The sequence below is a fragment of the Salinigranum rubrum genome (genome assembly GCF_002906575.1).
Taxonomy (GTDB): domain Archaea; phylum Halobacteriota; class Halobacteria; order Halobacteriales; family Haloferacaceae; genus Salinigranum; species Salinigranum rubrum.
The window spans coordinates 3,173,701-3,188,644 of the sequence record NZ_CP026309.1 but is presented as its reverse complement, the minus strand read 5'-3'; the positions used below and the strand labels follow the sequence as shown (position 1 = coordinate 3,188,644).

12 protein-coding genes and 1 pseudogene are annotated in these 14,944 nt (G+C 67.8%); 7 read left to right on the top strand and 6 right to left on the bottom strand.

Going from position 1 to position 14,944, the window contains the following annotated elements; genetic code table 11:
• Positions 1-36: 36 nt before the first annotated feature.
• Entirely contained in the window at positions 37-960 is a 924-nt protein-coding gene (locus C2R22_RS15555; protein WP_162562527.1) for a bile acid:sodium symporter, read from the bottom strand.
• A 451-nt stretch (positions 961-1,411) separates the two neighbouring features.
• Here C2R22_RS15555 and C2R22_RS15550 point away from each other — a divergent pair, with 451 nt between their 5' ends.
• The 4 genes from C2R22_RS15550 to C2R22_RS15535 all read left to right on the top strand — a co-directional run bounded on the left by C2R22_RS15550 (position 1,412) and on the right by C2R22_RS15535 (position 5,377).
• Positions 1,412-2,155, top strand: a complete 744-nt coding sequence (locus C2R22_RS15550) for an IclR family transcriptional regulator (RefSeq protein ID WP_162562526.1) — start codon at positions 1,412-1,414, stop codon at positions 2,153-2,155.
• 691 nt (positions 2,156-2,846) lie between these two features.
• On the top strand, positions 2,847-4,145 hold the full coding sequence (locus tag C2R22_RS15545) for a DUF362 domain-containing protein (RefSeq protein WP_103426563.1): 1,299 nt from the start codon (positions 2,847-2,849) through the stop codon (positions 4,143-4,145).
• Positions 4,146-4,250: 105 nt separating this feature from the next.
• Positions 4,251-5,036 (top strand): SDR family oxidoreductase, encoded by a 786-nt coding sequence (locus C2R22_RS15540; protein WP_103426562.1) that lies wholly within the window; start codon positions 4,251-4,253, stop codon positions 5,034-5,036.
• Positions 5,033-5,377 (top strand): cupin domain-containing protein, encoded by a 345-nt coding sequence (locus C2R22_RS15535; RefSeq protein WP_103426561.1) that lies wholly within the window; start codon positions 5,033-5,035, stop codon positions 5,375-5,377. Before C2R22_RS15540 ends, C2R22_RS15535 begins: the two co-directional genes overlap by 4 nt.
• Positions 5,378-5,528: 151 nt before the next feature.
• On the opposite strand, the pseudogene C2R22_RS15530 reads toward C2R22_RS15535, so the two are convergent.
• Together C2R22_RS15530 and C2R22_RS15525 are read right to left on the bottom strand one after the other, a co-directional pair.
• Positions 5,529-8,141, bottom strand: a pseudogene (locus C2R22_RS15530) (cation-translocating P-type ATPase); the annotation flags it as partial.
• Positions 8,142-8,243: 102 nt separating this feature from the next.
• Positions 8,244-8,891: a hypothetical protein gene (locus C2R22_RS15525; protein ID WP_245902787.1), complete on the bottom strand. Its 648-nt coding sequence runs from the start codon at positions 8,889-8,891 to the stop codon at positions 8,244-8,246.
• Positions 8,892-8,996: 105 nt separating this feature from the next.
• On the opposite strand from C2R22_RS15525, the gene C2R22_RS15520 reads away from it, so the two are divergent.
• Positions 8,997-9,524: a phosphopantetheine adenylyltransferase gene (locus tag C2R22_RS15520; protein ID WP_103427704.1), complete on the top strand. Its 528-nt coding sequence runs from the start codon at positions 8,997-8,999 to the stop codon at positions 9,522-9,524.
• 14 nt (positions 9,525-9,538) lie between these two features.
• Here C2R22_RS15520 and C2R22_RS15515 read toward each other — a convergent pair whose 3' ends face one another.
• The 3 genes from C2R22_RS15515 to C2R22_RS15505 are packed head-to-tail and all read right to left on the bottom strand — an operon-like array spanning position 9,539 to position 12,969.
• The gene (locus tag C2R22_RS15515; protein ID WP_103426560.1) at positions 9,539-10,894 is read right to left on the bottom strand and encodes a glycosyltransferase family 4 protein; all 1,356 of its coding nucleotides are present in this window, start codon (positions 10,892-10,894) and stop codon (positions 9,539-9,541) included.
• A gap of 45 nt (positions 10,895-10,939) precedes the next feature.
• On the bottom strand, positions 10,940-11,956 hold the full coding sequence (locus C2R22_RS15510) for an NAD-dependent epimerase/dehydratase family protein (RefSeq protein WP_103426559.1): 1,017 nt from the start codon (positions 11,954-11,956) through the stop codon (positions 10,940-10,942).
• The gene (locus C2R22_RS15505; RefSeq protein WP_103426558.1) at positions 11,953-12,969 is read right to left on the bottom strand and encodes an NAD-dependent epimerase/dehydratase family protein; all 1,017 of its coding nucleotides are present in this window, start codon (positions 12,967-12,969) and stop codon (positions 11,953-11,955) included. The genes C2R22_RS15510 and C2R22_RS15505 overlap by 4 nt, the downstream gene beginning before the upstream one ends.
• Before the next feature lie 517 nt (positions 12,970-13,486).
• Here C2R22_RS15505 and C2R22_RS15500 point away from each other — a divergent pair.
• Complete coding sequence (locus tag C2R22_RS15500; RefSeq protein ID WP_103426557.1) at positions 13,487-13,756, top strand: hypothetical protein; 270 nt, start codon at positions 13,487-13,489, stop codon at positions 13,754-13,756.
• Entirely contained in the window at positions 13,756-14,901 is a 1,146-nt protein-coding gene (locus C2R22_RS15495; protein WP_103426556.1) for a DUF4350 domain-containing protein, read from the top strand. Before C2R22_RS15500 ends, C2R22_RS15495 begins: the two co-directional genes overlap by 1 nt.
• The last annotated feature ends 43 nt before the right edge of the window (positions 14,902-14,944 follow it).

Genomic DNA, 14,944 nt, shown 5'->3' with positions numbered 1-14,944 from the left:
ATTGTGCCTCCTCCGATGCGAGGACGCACGGGCCGTTCACTCCCGGTCTCGCGACCGGACGGGGACGACGTCCGCGATGATGGCACCGACCAACTGCTGGAGGATGTAGTAGGTGACGATGGCGGCGACCGTCATCGGCGAGCGATACGAGAGCGAGACGAACAGCGCGATACCGAGGTTCTTGAGCGTGCTCGTGAAGAACAGCGGGAGGACGGTACGCCGCCGCAGGCGCATCCCGTACCCGGCGAGCAGCGAGAGGGCGAGTCCGCCGCCCAAGAGGAGCAGCGTCACGAACAACACGGGAACGAGGTCGTCGAGGCGGACCGAGCCGAGGTCGAGACTCGCCACGCTCGAGTAGATGAGGAGCAGAATGGCGACGGCGGCACCGCGGCTCGCCGTCCGTTCCGAGACCATCCGGCGTGGGACGACGAGCGTCAGCAAGACGCCGCCACCGACGATGACGGCGAGGTCGACGAGCAGCGGCCAGACGGGCGTCGCGAGGTGTGCGCTCACGAGGTGCTGGAAGACGAGCGGCATGGCGAGCGGGGCGACGAGCAGCGAAGCGACCGAGATGACGATCGAAAGCTGGTCGTCACCGCCGGACAGCCGCGTCCAGATGATCGCGCTCCCCGCGGTCGTCGGAGCGGCGAGGATGATCGCCACGCCGATCAGGGCACCCTCAGAGAGGAACTGGGAGGCGAGTCGCATCCCCCCGAGCGGCAACAGCGCGTACGAGATGAGAAGCGACAGGGTGAGAAGTCCCCCGTAGGCGACCGGGTCGATCTCGTCGAACCGGAGGTCGCGCAGGGAACTGAAGACAAGTAACACGACGAGCGGTGTCACGAGCGGTTCGGTGTAGAGGGCAAAGCCCGGGAGCAGTATCCCTACACACACCGCACAGAGAACCACCAGTAGGTTCTTGAAGTGCGTGAGACGCCCCACGACCGTATCTGCTCTCATTCGGGTGCTCGCGGCATCACGTATCGCGTCCTCTCCACGCGGTCGGTTCACCGTCCTGTCGACGACGGCTGGATGGCCGGAACGGGTTCCGACTCCACGTGACTTCAACGAGAAATGTGAACGTACATATGGTTTTCGGTGGGAGGAGAACGTCGGAGGGGCGAACTCGCTGTCCGACCGGGGGTGTCGGCGAGCACGAGACGCGTCCCGCCGACCGGGCCGTCCCCCGCCCGCTCGTCCCGATTGTCGTGACGGGAGGCCGCCCCCGACCCGTCGCCGCCTCGACGGACCGGGACGTCGTTCAGCATTACTGGACGGCGCGCGGCACAGACGAGGGTGAGGATGCATATCATGGGGCGTCGTATATACGGATACGGTACCCTCGGCGTCGTCCGGGGGCATGTGTCCATTAATGCTGAACTTTATATACCGTCGCGTCGGAGAGGAGCCAATGAAAACCATCGACAAGACGGTGCGAGTCCTCGACGCGCTGACGGAGACGAACGGGGCGCGGGTCGCGGAGTTGGCGGATCGGCTGGAGATGCCGAACAGTACGGTTCACGCCCACCTGGCCGCGCTCAAGCGACACGGGTTCGTCCGATCCAGCGGCGACCACTACGCCCTCGGACTGAAGTTCCTCTTCTACGGCGGGGCCGTCCTGTACGGGAACTCCGAGTACAGTCTCCTCGATTCGAAGGTCACGATGCTGGCCGAGGAGACGGGAGAGCGGGCCCAGTTCATCACCGAGCAGAACGGCAGAGGGTTCTACCTGTACGCGGAGACCGAGAGCGACACGGCCGTCCAGACGGACGTCCGGATGGGGAAAATCGTCGACCTCCACCCGACCGCCGCGGGGAAGGCCATCCTGGCGCACCTGCCCCGAGAGCGCGTCGACGAGATCATCGACCAGTACGGGCTCGACGCGTACACCGAACACACGATCACGGACCGGGACGAACTGCTCGCGGAACTCGATCGGATCCGCGAGCGGGGATACTCGGTCAACGACGAGGAGCGGATCCCGAAACAGATGGCGATCGGTGTGCCCGTCCTCGACAAACTGGGGGAGGTCGTCGGCGCGTTCAGCGTCTCGGGCCCCGCCCACCGCATCCGGAACGAGGAACACCGAGCGCGGATAATCAGCCTCCTCCTGGGGACGGCGAACGAAGTCGAACTAAACCTCGTCTATCAGTGACCTGGATTAACGTTCTCCACCATCGTAATATTACATCCATACTTCTGTAATGAATCCGCGAACCGACGGGTTTGTGATAAGCGGCGGTTCGGTGTAATTATGTTCTCGTTCTTACAGGTCGTCCAGCATCGCTGAACTTTATATAGTCGCGCGGCGAGTCCGGAGCGGTACTCTCGTTCGTCATCGCTTTGCGGCCAGTCCACCAGCGGATGTCGAGCGTACTCGACGACTCCAGCGAGCGATGCGAAGGTCGATACGGTTCGAGTATATGAATAGAAATAATTGTACTCTATGTCGACTCGAAAAGGGACGGGTCTCCGACACGGTCGGTTCTCGCTCTCCCCGGTGGTACTCTCCCCCAGTTCTCGGGCCGACCACCGCTCAGTCGGGTGGTTGATGCTACTCAGTAGCGAGTAAACGTTGTGAGCCGCCGACGCGTCGGCGTCCGCAGACGATTCGCGTCGAACCCCGTCTCTTCGACGGATCGTCCGCCGATTCGACGTCGGAGACCCGACGACGGGAGGCGAGACCGACTCGGCTCAGCAGTCTCCCTCCGAGAGTACAATATTCAATGTGGGTTCGACATCGTTTCAAGTGGATATCAGGACGGTGACGGGGAACGGAGAGAGTGACCGTCGGACGCCCGAGACGGAGCGAGACTATTTATTCACGGCTCCGTACGCTCTCACGGATGGAGTTTCCCGACCACGACGTCGTCGCCTCACTCCTCGATGCACAGCCGCTCCCGGGGTTCGTCCGCGTCCGTCACACCCCCGCGACGTCGGCGCTCTCGGAGCCGACCACCCGAGTGAGGGAGGAACTCGCCCGACTCGACTTCGACTCGCTCTCACCCGGTGCCAGCGTCGCTGTCGGCGTCGGCAGTCGGGGCATCCACCGCATCGACGAGTACGTCACGGCCGTCGTCGCCGAACTCGACAGACGCGGCTTCGAACCGGTCGTCGTCCCGGCGATGGGGAGTCACGGCGGCGCCACGGCGGAGGGACAGCGCGAGACGCTGGCGTCGCTCGGCGTCACCGAGTCGCGTGTCGGCGCCCCTGTCGACGCCCGAATGGACGTCGAGCGAGTCGCCGAGGTCACCGTCGGCGACACCGCCTTCTCGGTGTTCCTCTCCTCGGCCGCGCTGGCGGCCGACGCGCTCCTCGTCGTCAACCGGGTGAAGCCCCACACGAACTTCTCGGGACGGGTCGAGAGCGGCCTGTGTAAGATGCTCGTCGCGGGCCTCGGCAAGCGGCGCGGCGCGAGTTCGTTTCACGCCACGGCGCTCTCGGAGGGGTACGTCCCGGCGCTGGAGGCCGCGTTCGGGGCCATCGCCGACGCGGCACCGCTGGTGGGAGGCATCGCTCTCGTCGAGAACGCCGACGAGGAGACGTCCCACGTCGAGGCCGTTCCCGGGTCCGAGATTCTCGACCGCGAACCGGCGCTCCTCGAACGCGCCTACGAGGAGATGGCGACGCTTCCCGTCGAGGACATCGACCTGCTCGTCGTCGACGAACTCGGCAAGGACGTCTCCGGCGCGGGGATGGACACGAACGTCATCGGCCGCTACCGCGTCCTGAACGCGCCCGACCCCGACTCCCCCCGGATCAAACTCATCTACGCCCGCGGACTCACCGACCGCACAGAGGGAAACGGCAACGGCATCGGCCTCGCCGACCTCACCCGGCGGGCGGCGGTCGACCAGCTCGACCTGAAGAAGACGTACGCGAACGCGCTGACGAGCGGGTCGCTCGCGAAGTCCAAGCTCCCCGTCGTCGCCCCGGACGACGAACTCGCGCTCCGGACCGCGCTGTCGGCGCTGGGGAGTCCCGACCCCGATTCAGTGAGAGTCGTCTGGATACGCAACACGCAGGAACTGGGCGAACTGTACGTCTCCAGCGGTGTCGTCAGCGACCTCCCCGACACGACGACTGTCGAGGGCGAGGTGACTCTCGCCTTCGACGACGGCACGGCGCGGTTCGAGCCGTCCTGACCGCCGCCTTCTGTTCCGGGTCGCTGCCGAGAAGGCGACGCGGCCCTGTCCCGCTCTCTTTCCGCTACGGCTAGTTTTTCCACCTCGACGGCGGTAGAGCGTGGCATGGACCTGGAAATTGAGGGCAACGCGGCGCTCGTGACGGCGTCGTCGAGTGGCCTCGGGAAAGCCTCCGCGAAGGCGCTCGCCCGCGAGGGTGTGAACGTCGTGGTCAACGGACGCGACGACGAACGCCTCTCGGCGGCCGCAGCGGAGATTCGAGACGTCGCGAGCGGCGAAGTCGTCGCCCAGTCGGGTGACATCACCGACCCCGAGGACGTCTCGGCGCTGGTCGAGACCACCGTCGAGGCGTTCGGCGGGCTGGACCACCTCGTGACGAGCGCGGGCGGGCCGCCGCCGGGGTCGTTCCTCGACACCGACGACGAGGACTGGTACGACGCCTACGAACTCCTGGTGATGAGCGTCGTGCGACTGGCCCGCGAGGCCGCGCCGCACCTGCGCGAGGACGGCGGGACCATCGTCACCATCACCTCCCGGAGCGTCAAGGAGGCGCTCGACGACCTCGTGCTCTCGAACTCCGTCCGCATGAGCGTCATCGGCTTAGAGAAGACGCTCTCGAAGGAGTTCGCGCCCGAGGTGCGAGCGAACGCGGTGCTGCCGGGCGCCCACGAGACGGCTCGCATCCGCGAACTCGTGGAAGCACGCGTCGAGCGCGGCGAGGCCGACTCCTACGAAGAGGGCGTCGCGGCGTGGGCGAACAACCCCCTCGAACGGGTGGGCGACCCGATGGAACTCGGCGACACCGTCGCCTTTCTCTCCTCGCCCCGGTCGGGCTTCATCACCGGTGCCGCCGTCCCCATCGACGGCGGGAGTTCGGGGTCGAACCTATGACGCCCGTCGAGTTCGACGCCGCCGAGTCGTACGAACCCGACGAAGGGTGGAAACGGGTCTCGCTCGCCGGGAGCGACCGGTTCTCGTTCGAGTGGTTCGAGAAGCCGCCGGGACACGCCTCGCCGATGCACGACCACGAGAACGAACAGGTGTGTGTCTGCCTCCGGGGGGAACTCACGGTCGAGACCGAATCCGAGTCGGTGACGCTCGGGGAGTACGACTCGGTCCACCTCGACGCCTGGGAGTCCCACCGGGTCGTGAACACGGGCGACGAACCCGCCGTCGGCCTCGACGTGTTCGCCCCCGGCCGGTCGTTCGACTTCTGGACCGACCGAGATTAGCTCTACTTCCGCTCCCGCCCGACGAGGAGGGCGTTGACGACGAGGACGACCCCGACCCCGACGCCGATCCGTACCCAGTCGGCGCTCGTCGGGGGACGACGCCGAACAGTCCCGACAGCGGCGTGTAGAGGACGAGCGCGTGGAGACAGAGCGACGCGGCGACGGCCGCCAGCAGCCAGGGGTTCGACAGGGGTGACTGGCCGAACCGCCGGCGGATCACCTGCACCAGCCCCATCTCCGAGAGGACGAAGAAGGTGAACAGCGCCGTCTGCGCACGGGCGAGCGATCCGAACGTCGAGAGCGACTCGAAGAAGAGGGCGACGCCCACGGCCGCGAGCGTCAGCCCGATGACGAGTATCGAGACGGCGACGCCGCGGTCGATGACGCCGTCGTCGTCCGCCCGGGGGTCGCGTTCGAGCACGTCGTCGGCGGTAGGGTCGACGCCGAGCGCCAGCGCCGGCGGCCCGTCGGTGACGAGGTTGATCCACAGCAACATGACGGGCGTGAGGATGAGCGCCTCCGACTGGGCGGCGAACAGTCGGGGGAAGAGCACGCTCCCCACCAGGACGCCGACGAAGACGGTGAACACCTCGCCCGCGTTCGCCGAGAGGAGGAAGGTGACGAACGAGCGGATGTTGTCGAAGATGCCCCGACCCTCGGCGACGGCGTCGCGGATGGTGGCGAAGTTGTCGTCGCGCAGCACCATGTCCGAGGCGTCCCGCGTGACGTCCGTTCCCCGCCGGCCCATGGCGACGCCGACGTCGGCCGTTCGAACCCCCGGAGCGTCGTTGACGCCGTCGCCCGTCATCGCCACCGTGCGACCGTTCGCCTGTAGCGCGCGGAGGACGCGGACCTTCTGCTCGGGCGTCGCGCGGGCGAACACCTCCACCTCCTCGACCCGCTCGCGCAACTGCTCGTCCGACAGTTCGGCTATCTCGCTGCCCGTCATCGCGCCCGTCGGGTCGAAGCCGACCTGCTCCCCCACCGCTTTCGCCGTCTCGACGTTGTCGCCGGTCACCATGACGACGCGGATGCCCGCCGACCGGCAGTCCGCGACGGCGGCCGGCACTTCCGAGCGGGGCGGGTCGATCATCCCCTGGAGGCCGAGGAAGGTGAGCCCCGTCTCCAACTCGTCGGCGTCCGCGTCGGGGTCGACGCCCGGTCGAGAGGCGAACCCGAGCACGCGCAGGGCGTCCCCGGCGAAGGCGTCGACCGAGTCGAGGAACGCCTCCCGACGCTCGTCGGTCAACTCCCTGACCTCGCCGTCGACGAGAATCGTCTCACAGCGGTCGAGAACGACCTCCGGCGCGCCCTTCGTGTAGGCCGTGTGCCCGTCTCCCTCCCGGACGACGACCGTCATCCGCTGGCGCTCCGAGGCGAACGGCACCTCCGCGACGCGCTCTCCGTCCCCGTCGACGCCCGCCTTCCGCGCCGACACGAGCAGTGCGACCTCGGTGGGGTCGCCGATGTACTCGCTCTCCCCGTCTCGTTCTCCCCCCTCACCGGCGCGCTCGGCGTCGTTACAGACCGCACCACAGCGGAGGACGGCTTCGAGGTCCGCAGCGGGTGCGGGGTCACCGTCAGTGGTCGACGCCGCTTCGCCGTCGCGCCGGAACTCGCCCTCGGGGTCGAGCCCCGACCCGGTCACCTCGTACGTCCCGCTCCCCGTCGCCACCCGGGTGACCGTCATCTGGTTCTCGGTCAGCGTCCCGGTCTTGTCGGTGAGGATGACGTCGACGGAGCCGAGGCTCTCGACGACCGGCAGCCGTCGAACGAGAGCGTTGCGGTCGACCATCCGGCGCGCTCCGAGCGCGAGCGTCAGCGTCACCACCGCGGGCAGTCCCTCGGGGACGGCCGCCACCGCCAGCGTGATGGCCGTCAGGAGGACGGCGACGACGTTCGCTTCCGTGAGGAGCAGTTGGACGACGACGACGAGCGCGATGAGCGCGCCGACGCCGAGGCCGATGCGGCGGCCGAGCGCGTCGACTTCACGCTGGAACGGCGTCTCGTTGTCGGGAGCGGCCTGCAGTTGCGTCGCGATGTCGCCGACCTGCGTCTCCATCCCCGTCCCGACGACGACGGCGACGCCGCGGCCGGCGACCACCGAGGTGTTCATGTAGACCATGTTCGCGCGCTCGGCCAGCGGGGCGTCGGCGTCGAGCGTCTCGGTGGTCTTCGAGACGCTCGCGCTCTCGCCCGTCAGCGCCGCCTCGCTCGCCGCGAGCGCCTGCGCCTCCACGAGTCGGGCGTCCGCGGGGACGGCGTCGCCGGCTTCGAGGACGACGACGTCGCCCGGCACGACGGTCGTCGCGTCGACGACTCTCCGCTTCCCGTCGCGAACGACGGTCGCGTCCGGGGTCGACATCGCACGCAGCCGTTCCAGTGACTTCTCGGCGCGGTAGTCCTGGACGAAGCCGAACACGCCGTTGCCGAGGAGGATAAGCAGGATGAGCCCCGCGTCGACGTAGCTCGGCTCCTCGCCCGGGAGCAGCCCCGTCGCGAGCGAGAGCCCCGCGGCGAGAATGAGGAGGTAGATGAGCGCGTCTTGGAACTGCGAGACGAACAGCGCGAGCGGCGACACCGACGAGTCGTCGTGCAGTTCGTTCGGGCCGTACTCGTCGAGTCGGCGCGCCGCCTCTTCGGCCGTGAGTCCCGACTCGCCCGTCCCGAGCGCGTCGAAGACGGCGTCGACCGACTGCGCGTGCCACCGCCGGTCTCGTTCGCTCTCGTCGGCGGCCCCGGGGTGGCTCTGCGCCTCGCTCATCCGTGTCGTGAGCGGCGGGGTTCGGCGGGCCGCGGCGGTTCGGGCGGGGCGTGCGATGTCGTGGGGGACATGGTGGCTGTCGGTACGTCTCGGGCGGGCGGTTTAGCTACTGCGCCGATCCGAGGAGGGGGTCCCCTGCATGTCGTGACTCGGGTCGACGCGGTCGTGGTCGGTCTCGTCGACGCCGGAGTCGTCGTCGTGGAAGTTCTCGAGCAGACCGTCGCCGAGCGCGACGACGACGAGCGCCCCGAGCAGGTCGAACACGAGGTCGAGGGCGGTGTCGACCCGGCCGTACGAGACGAGGACGGGGTCGAACCCGACCCGGCGGGAGAGCCCGTGGGTGACGTACTCGACGACCTCCCAGAGGGCGCCCCCGCCGACGACGCCGGCGACCACGTGCGGGCGGGGGTCGTACCCCGCGCGTCGCGCGACGGCGTGGGAGACGCCGCCGAGGAGCGTCGCCGTGTGGACGTGCGTCAGGTGGTCCCACCACCAGACGTCGTCGTAGGGGCCGAGCATGCCGACGGCGTGGGTGAGCATCGCCGTCTCCGTGTAGACGCGCTGCCACGGGTGGAACCGAACGGGATAGCGTCGCTCGATGGCGTTGGGGAGGTAGCTGCCGGCGAGCGCGAGCACGGCGTTGACGACCGCGCCGGGGTCGCGACGACGGACGCCGACGACGAGGACCGCGACGATGCCGGCGCGGATGACTCGTTCCGTCGCTCGCGCGGCCGCGCTCGGGAGGGACACGGTGGTTCACCGTCCGGTGTGAATCCGACGGACAAAAGCGTTCTGTCGGCTCACGCTCAGGAGGCGACAGGTACCTATACCAACGTGGGGACGGAAGGCACGACCGTGACGGACACTGACCGCACGGCGATCGTCGGCGGGACGTTCACACCGATCCACAACGGCCACCGTGCGCTCTTACACGCGGCGTTCCAGACGGCCAGCCACGACGGCCCCGGCGACGGACACGTCGTCGTCGGCCTCACGTCCTCGGACCTCGCCGCCCGGACGCGGAGCGACCCCGACCAGGGGAGCCTCCTCGGATCCGACGAGGAGCGGTGGGCGGCGCTCGACGAGGAACTCGCCCGCCTGAGCCGCGCGTACTCCGCCTCGTACGAGATCACGGAACTGACCGACACGCGGGGGCCGGCCGCGACCGACGAGGGGGTCGACGCGCTCATCGCCTCGCCCGAGTCGAAGGCGCAGCGACGCGCTCACGAGATCAACCGACAGCGTATCGAAGAAGGGCTGCGACCCCTCGAAATCCACACCGCGCCGTTCGTCGTCGCCGAGGACGGCACGCGGATCAGCAGCACCCGGATTCGAAACGGCGAAATCGACGTCCACGGTCGCGTCGTCGACGGGAGCGAGTGACCGAGCGGTCGTCGTCAGTCGTCTGCCGTGGCCGCCCCGGTGTCGACCATCTCGGTCTCGCGCTCGGGTGAGGTCACGTCGCTCACCGCTGTCGGCCCGCGGGTCAGCAGGGCGTGGTAGTTGCCGATGGCCTCGTCCCGCGCGAAGTGTGCGTCGAACGCGCGCCGGGCGTTTTCAGCCTGGCGGCGGTAGAACGCGGGGTCGGCGCGCCAGCGGTCGACGGCGACGACGAGCGCCTCGACGTCGCCCTGGGCGACCTGCTGGCCGGCGTCGAACCCCTCGACGATGCGCGCCTCGTCCGAATCCGGCTGGGCGATGCAGAGGACGGGCCGCCCCGTCGCCATCGCGGTGTAGAGCTTGCTCGACACGCACAGCCCCTCGAACCCCTCTCGGACCGTGACGACCATCGCGTCGCCCGCGGTGAGGCTGTAGGGGAGGTCATCCCACTCCTGGTACGGGAGGAACGTCACCCGGTCGGGACCGAGGCCGAGTTCGGCCGCGAGAGTGCGGACGTGTCGCTTGTTGTCGCCCTCGCCGACGACGAGGAAGTGGACGCCGGGGTCGTCGACGCGGGCGGCCGCCTCGACCAGCGTGTCGAGGTCGTGGAAGGTACCGATGTTGCCCGAGTAAACGAGGGTGAACCGGTCGACGAGGCCGTGTTCGGCGCTGAACCAGTTCTCCTCCTTCGCGCGAGGGACGACGAACGACCCGTCCTGCCAGTTGTGGACGATGGCGACCTTCTCGGCGTCGAACCCCGTGCCGGCGACGCGGGTGATGCGTTCGCGCATCACCGGGCCGAGCGCGACGACGGCCCGCGCGGCCCGGAACACCCGGCGGTGCAGCGACGACCAGACGCGGACGACGACACCGTCGCTCAGGTAGCCGAGTTCGACCATGTTGTCCGGGTAGAGGTCGTAGACGATGTACGTGTAGTCCCAGCCGCGGAGCCGCGCGACGAGCCACAGCGCCGGCGGGAGGAACGGCGGGTTCGAGACGAACAGGAGTTCGCGGTCGCGTCCCCTCGGCGGGGAGGAGAACAACAGCGTCAGCGCGGCGACGAGCGTGAAGAGGGTCCAGTTGAACAGTCGGCGCGGCAGCGACGACTGTCGGAGCTGTGGGGCGCGGATGCGGCGGACGGGAACCCCCTCGTGCACCGTGCGTCGAGGCTGACGTTCGTTCTCGCCGCTGTGGTAGTTCGGCTGGCTCGTCAGGACGGAGATGTCGAGGCCGCGCTGGCGGAGACCGACGGCGAGGTCGGTCATCAACACGCCGGTCGAGGCGGTGTCGGGCGCGAAGTACTCGGTGACGAGGACGTACTCGCGGTCGTCGCGCGTGCCGGCGGGTTCAGAAGCGGATGCGGTGTGAGTCATCGTTGGTGTGAGAAACGTAGGACGTGCCTGCGACTGGCTCGAACCTCAGCGCGAGGTCAGGAGCGTCTCGAGGTCGCGGCGGACGTCCTCCTTCTTCCGGTGGGTGACGTACCAGTCGAGGGTCCGCTCGATGCCCGCTTCGAGGGAGTACTCGGGCGTCCAGCCGAGCAGTTCCTCGGCGCGGGTCGTGTCCGCGGCGCGGTGTTTGACGCCGACGGGCTTGTCGGTCATGTAGTCTATCTCGTCGGGACGCCAGCCGAGTTTGTCGAAGATGACCTCGCACACTTCGTTGATGGAGATGTAGTCGGGGACGCCCGCGTTGACGGCGGAGCCGTCGGTGATGTGTTCGCTCGCGAGCATCAGCGCGCGGGTGATGTCGTTCACGTAGGTGAAGTTGCGCGTCTGCTCGCCGTCGCCCCAGATCTGGAAGGGCTCTTGCTCGGCGTACGCCTTCGCCATGAGCGCGATGACGGCGTGCGATTCGTTCTCTCGCGGGCCGTACGCGGTGAAGATGCGAACCGAGGAGGCGTCGACGCCGTACTGCTCGTGGAACGCCCTGAGCGAGAGTTCGCCCATGAGCTTCGCCCAGCCGTACGTCTCGTCGGCGAACGCGCCGCCGCGCACGTCGAAGGAGATCATGTCCTCTCGGAGGGGGGTCCGTTCCTGCTGGATGTCGGTCGGGTAGGCACAGGCGCTGGAGGCGAACGTGATCTTCGGCACGTCGTTCTTCGCGGCGGCCTCGAACACGGTGTTGTCGAGCGCCATGTTGGTCGCGCAGTTCGCGGGGTACTTCGAGATGTAGCCGCGGCCGCCGTGGTCGGCGGCGAGGTGGAACACCCGATCCATTCCCTCCGTGGCCTTGCGGGCGAAGAAGGGGTCCTTGAGGTCGCCCTCAACCACTTCGATGTCGTCCCAGACCGCCGTGAGGTTCTCGTTTCGCCCCGAGGAGAAGTCGTCGGCGACGCGGACGTCCGCGCCGGCGGCGACGAGGTCCTCGACGAGGTGCGAGCCGATGAACGACGCGCCGCCGGTGACGAGCACCCGCTCCCCGACGAAGCTCATCGGTCCCCTCCGTCGGCCAGCACGGGCCGTTTGGCGCCGAGTTCGTCGGCCGCCCAGTCGTACACGCGTTTCAACCCGTCGTCGAGAGAGACGGTCGGTTCCCAGTTCAGTTCCTTCTTCATAGTAGTCATATCTGCGCAGTAGCGGTTGGTTCCGGTCGGCCCGGAGAGGTCGTGTTCGATTTGTAGCTCTTTCCCGGAGATAGCGATGACGCGGGCGGCGAGGTCGGCGATGCTGACGACCTCGTGGGCGTTTCCGATGTTGACGACGCCGCCGTCGCCTTTCACCTCGGCCGCGCGGACGAGTCCGTCGACGAGGTCGGTCACGTAGATGAAGCCCCGTTCCTGGGTGCCGTCGCCGAAAATCTCGATGCTGCCGCCGTCGGGAGCCTCGATGACCTTCCGACAGAGCGACGGGATGACGTGGCTGGAGTCGGGGTCTAAGCTCTCGCGCGGGCCGTACGCGTTGAAGATACGGGCCGAGACGGTCTGCATCCCGTAGTCGTCGTGGTACGCCTTGCAGGCGACTTCGCCGAGGACCTTCGCCCAGCCGTACGTGGAGAAGGGGTGTGCGGGGTAGCCCTGGTCCTCGCTGAACTCGTTGAGGTCGTCGGTCCGCTGCCGGTAGATACAGGCGCTCGACGCGAAGACGAGACGGTCGATACCGCGGATGCGGCAGGCTTCGAGGACGTGCTGGTTCATCAGCACGCTCGGCGTCAATCCGCCGACGTTCTCACGCTCGATGTAGTGGACGCCGCCGACGCTAGCCGCGAGATGGAAGACGACCTCTACCCCCTCGGTCGCGCGGAGACAGCCCTCCATCGTCGTGAGGTCGACGGGGCGGAGTTCGACCTGGTCGACCACGGCGGCCAGCTTGTCGGCGCCTCCACGCGAGAGGTTGTCCGCGACGACGACGTCGGCACCGAGTGCGACGAGTCGTTCGACGAGGAACGAACCGATGAAGCCTGCTCCGCCGGTGACGAGGACCGGGGTCTGGTTCCAGGTTGTGTGCATGTTATGTTCGGTCAGAACCGAGGCGAGGAACGTGGATAGTTATAATACAGCTATCATGATTATCGCGAAGCTATACGCGTGGTTGTATTACCAGTATAAATCGACGGTCTCAGCGCCTGTCAGGTCGCTTTTGCCGGTCCACGGCGTAGCCTTCCGCCCGCGGTTTCGGGCGTTTCGACGGATAGATCGATCACAAATGGTCTCCTAACGTTCACATCTGATTGCCGAAAACCGACGAGCGGCAGACGAACAGGCTCGCAGTTCGGACTGGCCCCTGTTTCGGACTGGCGCCGCTCCGCTCGTCGACACGGTCGGTCAGTCGTCGTTTTCCGGTGTTGTACGCGTCGCGCGAATCACGCGAGTCGGCGTTTCGGTTTCAGTACCCGTGGCTCGGTCTCTGTACGTACGGTTCGGCCTCGGTATGCACGGCGAGCGGTCGCTCGTCGGTGTCGAGACGGCGACGTCGCGGGGTTATGTGCTGACAAACTAACGCTGGGGACCGCGTTAGATCCGTGTAATGGTACCGCAACGGCTCCGATTCGTCCGCCTGGTCACGCTGTGGATGGTCCTCGGTGCCGCCGTCCTCTCGGTTCTCGACTCGCTCTCCTTCGAGCGGCTGTACGTCGTCTCGTTTTTGGGGTATCTCGTCTTGAGCGAACTGACAGCGCCCGTCAACCGAACGGCGAACTGGCGCCGCCGCCTCCTGCCGATCACACTGGTCGGAGTCGTCGGCTTCGGTTACGTCGTCGTGACGGCGGTCATGGCCGCGTGGGCCGGGACGCTCTGATGTCCCTCGGCCGACTGCAGCGAAGCGAGTGGTCGCTGCTCGTCTTCACGCTCGTCGTCGTCGTCGCGCTCGTGGCTGCGACGGCGACTTCGACGGCCTCGTTCAGCCCGTACAACGGCCAGTGGCACGGTGGCTCCGAACTCCAGGCGCTCGCGACGGACGCCGAGGTCGAAAGCGACATCACGCTCGACGTCGCGGCGTACGGGACGACCCCTGCGCCGGGAACCGTCGCGGTCGTCCTCTCGCCGACCCGTCCGTACGCTCCCGAGGAAGCCGCTCAGGTCGAGCGGTTCGTCCGTCGGGGCGGGACGCTCGTCGTCGCCGAGGACTTCGGGCCCCACTCCAACACCCTTCTGACCGACATCGGGGCGACGAGTCGACTCGACGGGCGCCTGCTGGTCGACGAGGAGGCGTACTACAACTCCCCGACGATGCCCGTCGCGCGCCCCGACACGACGTCGAGTCTCCTCACCGGCGTCGACACGTTCACGCTGAACCACGGCACGTACGTCGTCCCCAACGATGCGCAGACCCTCGTCGAGTCCTCGGAGTTCGCCACCGTCGTCGACGCCGACGGGAGCGTCGTTCCCACGTCGTTCGGCCCCTACCCGTTCGTGACGGCAGAGCGAATCGGTGCGGGCACCGTCCTCGTCGTCGCCGATTCGAGCGCGCTCATCAACGTCATGCTCGACCGGCCGGGCAACGCCGCGTTCGTCCGAAACGTCTTCTCCAGACACGACCGCGTGTTGCTCGACTACTCACACGGCGGGCCCGTCCCGCCCGTCGGCCGAGCGGTCGAGGCCGTCCAGACGGTTCCGACACTCCAGGTCGCCGTCGGCGTGGCCTGCGTCCTCGTGGTCGGCCTCCTGACCACGCTCGTCGGGCGGTCGTCGGTTCGACGCCGGTTCCGACGCCGCGCTGCTCGTACACTCGCGGCGGTGACGTCACGCAACCGCACCCCTGGGTCGTTGGGTGCGCGCTTCCGGAAGAGACGGGAGACGACCCCGTCACAGGTCGACGAGGCGGCCCTCGTCGAACAGCTCCACGACCACCGACCGGAGTGGGACGACGACCGGGTCGAGCGAGTCGCACGGGCCATTCGAGAACTCGCCCGGGAGTCGTCGGTCGACGCGACAGAGCAGTAGCTTCGGGTCCGGGTCGTTGCCTCGTTCTCGTCCTCGGTCTCGT

What these genes read in the sequence shown, in the direction of transcription:
- C2R22_RS15555 (WP_162562527.1), bottom strand. Translation starts at nt 960, where the DNA reads ATGAGAGCAGATACGGTCGTGGGGCGTCTCACGCACTTCAAGAACCTA.
- C2R22_RS15505 (WP_103426558.1), bottom strand. Translation starts at nt 12,969, where the DNA reads ATGCACACAACCTGGAACCAGACCCCGGTCCTCGTCACCGGCGGAGCA.
- C2R22_RS15540 (WP_103426562.1), top strand. Translation starts at nt 4,251, where the DNA reads ATGGACCTGGAAATTGAGGGCAACGCGGCGCTCGTGACGGCGTCGTCG.
- C2R22_RS15510 (WP_103426559.1), bottom strand. Translation starts at nt 11,956, where the DNA reads ATGAGCTTCGTCGGGGAGCGGGTGCTCGTCACCGGCGGCGCGTCGTTC.
- C2R22_RS15545 (WP_103426563.1), top strand. Translation starts at nt 2,847, where the DNA reads ATGGAGTTTCCCGACCACGACGTCGTCGCCTCACTCCTCGATGCACAG.
- C2R22_RS15550 (WP_162562526.1), top strand. Translation starts at nt 1,412, where the DNA reads ATGAAAACCATCGACAAGACGGTGCGAGTCCTCGACGCGCTGACGGAG.
- C2R22_RS15500 (WP_103426557.1), top strand. Translation starts at nt 13,487, where the DNA reads ATGGTACCGCAACGGCTCCGATTCGTCCGCCTGGTCACGCTGTGGATG.
- C2R22_RS15515 (WP_103426560.1), bottom strand. Translation starts at nt 10,894, where the DNA reads ATGACTCACACCGCATCCGCTTCTGAACCCGCCGGCACGCGCGACGAC.
- C2R22_RS15535 (WP_103426561.1), top strand. Translation starts at nt 5,033, where the DNA reads ATGACGCCCGTCGAGTTCGACGCCGCCGAGTCGTACGAACCCGACGAA.
- C2R22_RS15495 (WP_103426556.1), top strand. Translation starts at nt 13,756, where the DNA reads ATGTCCCTCGGCCGACTGCAGCGAAGCGAGTGGTCGCTGCTCGTCTTC.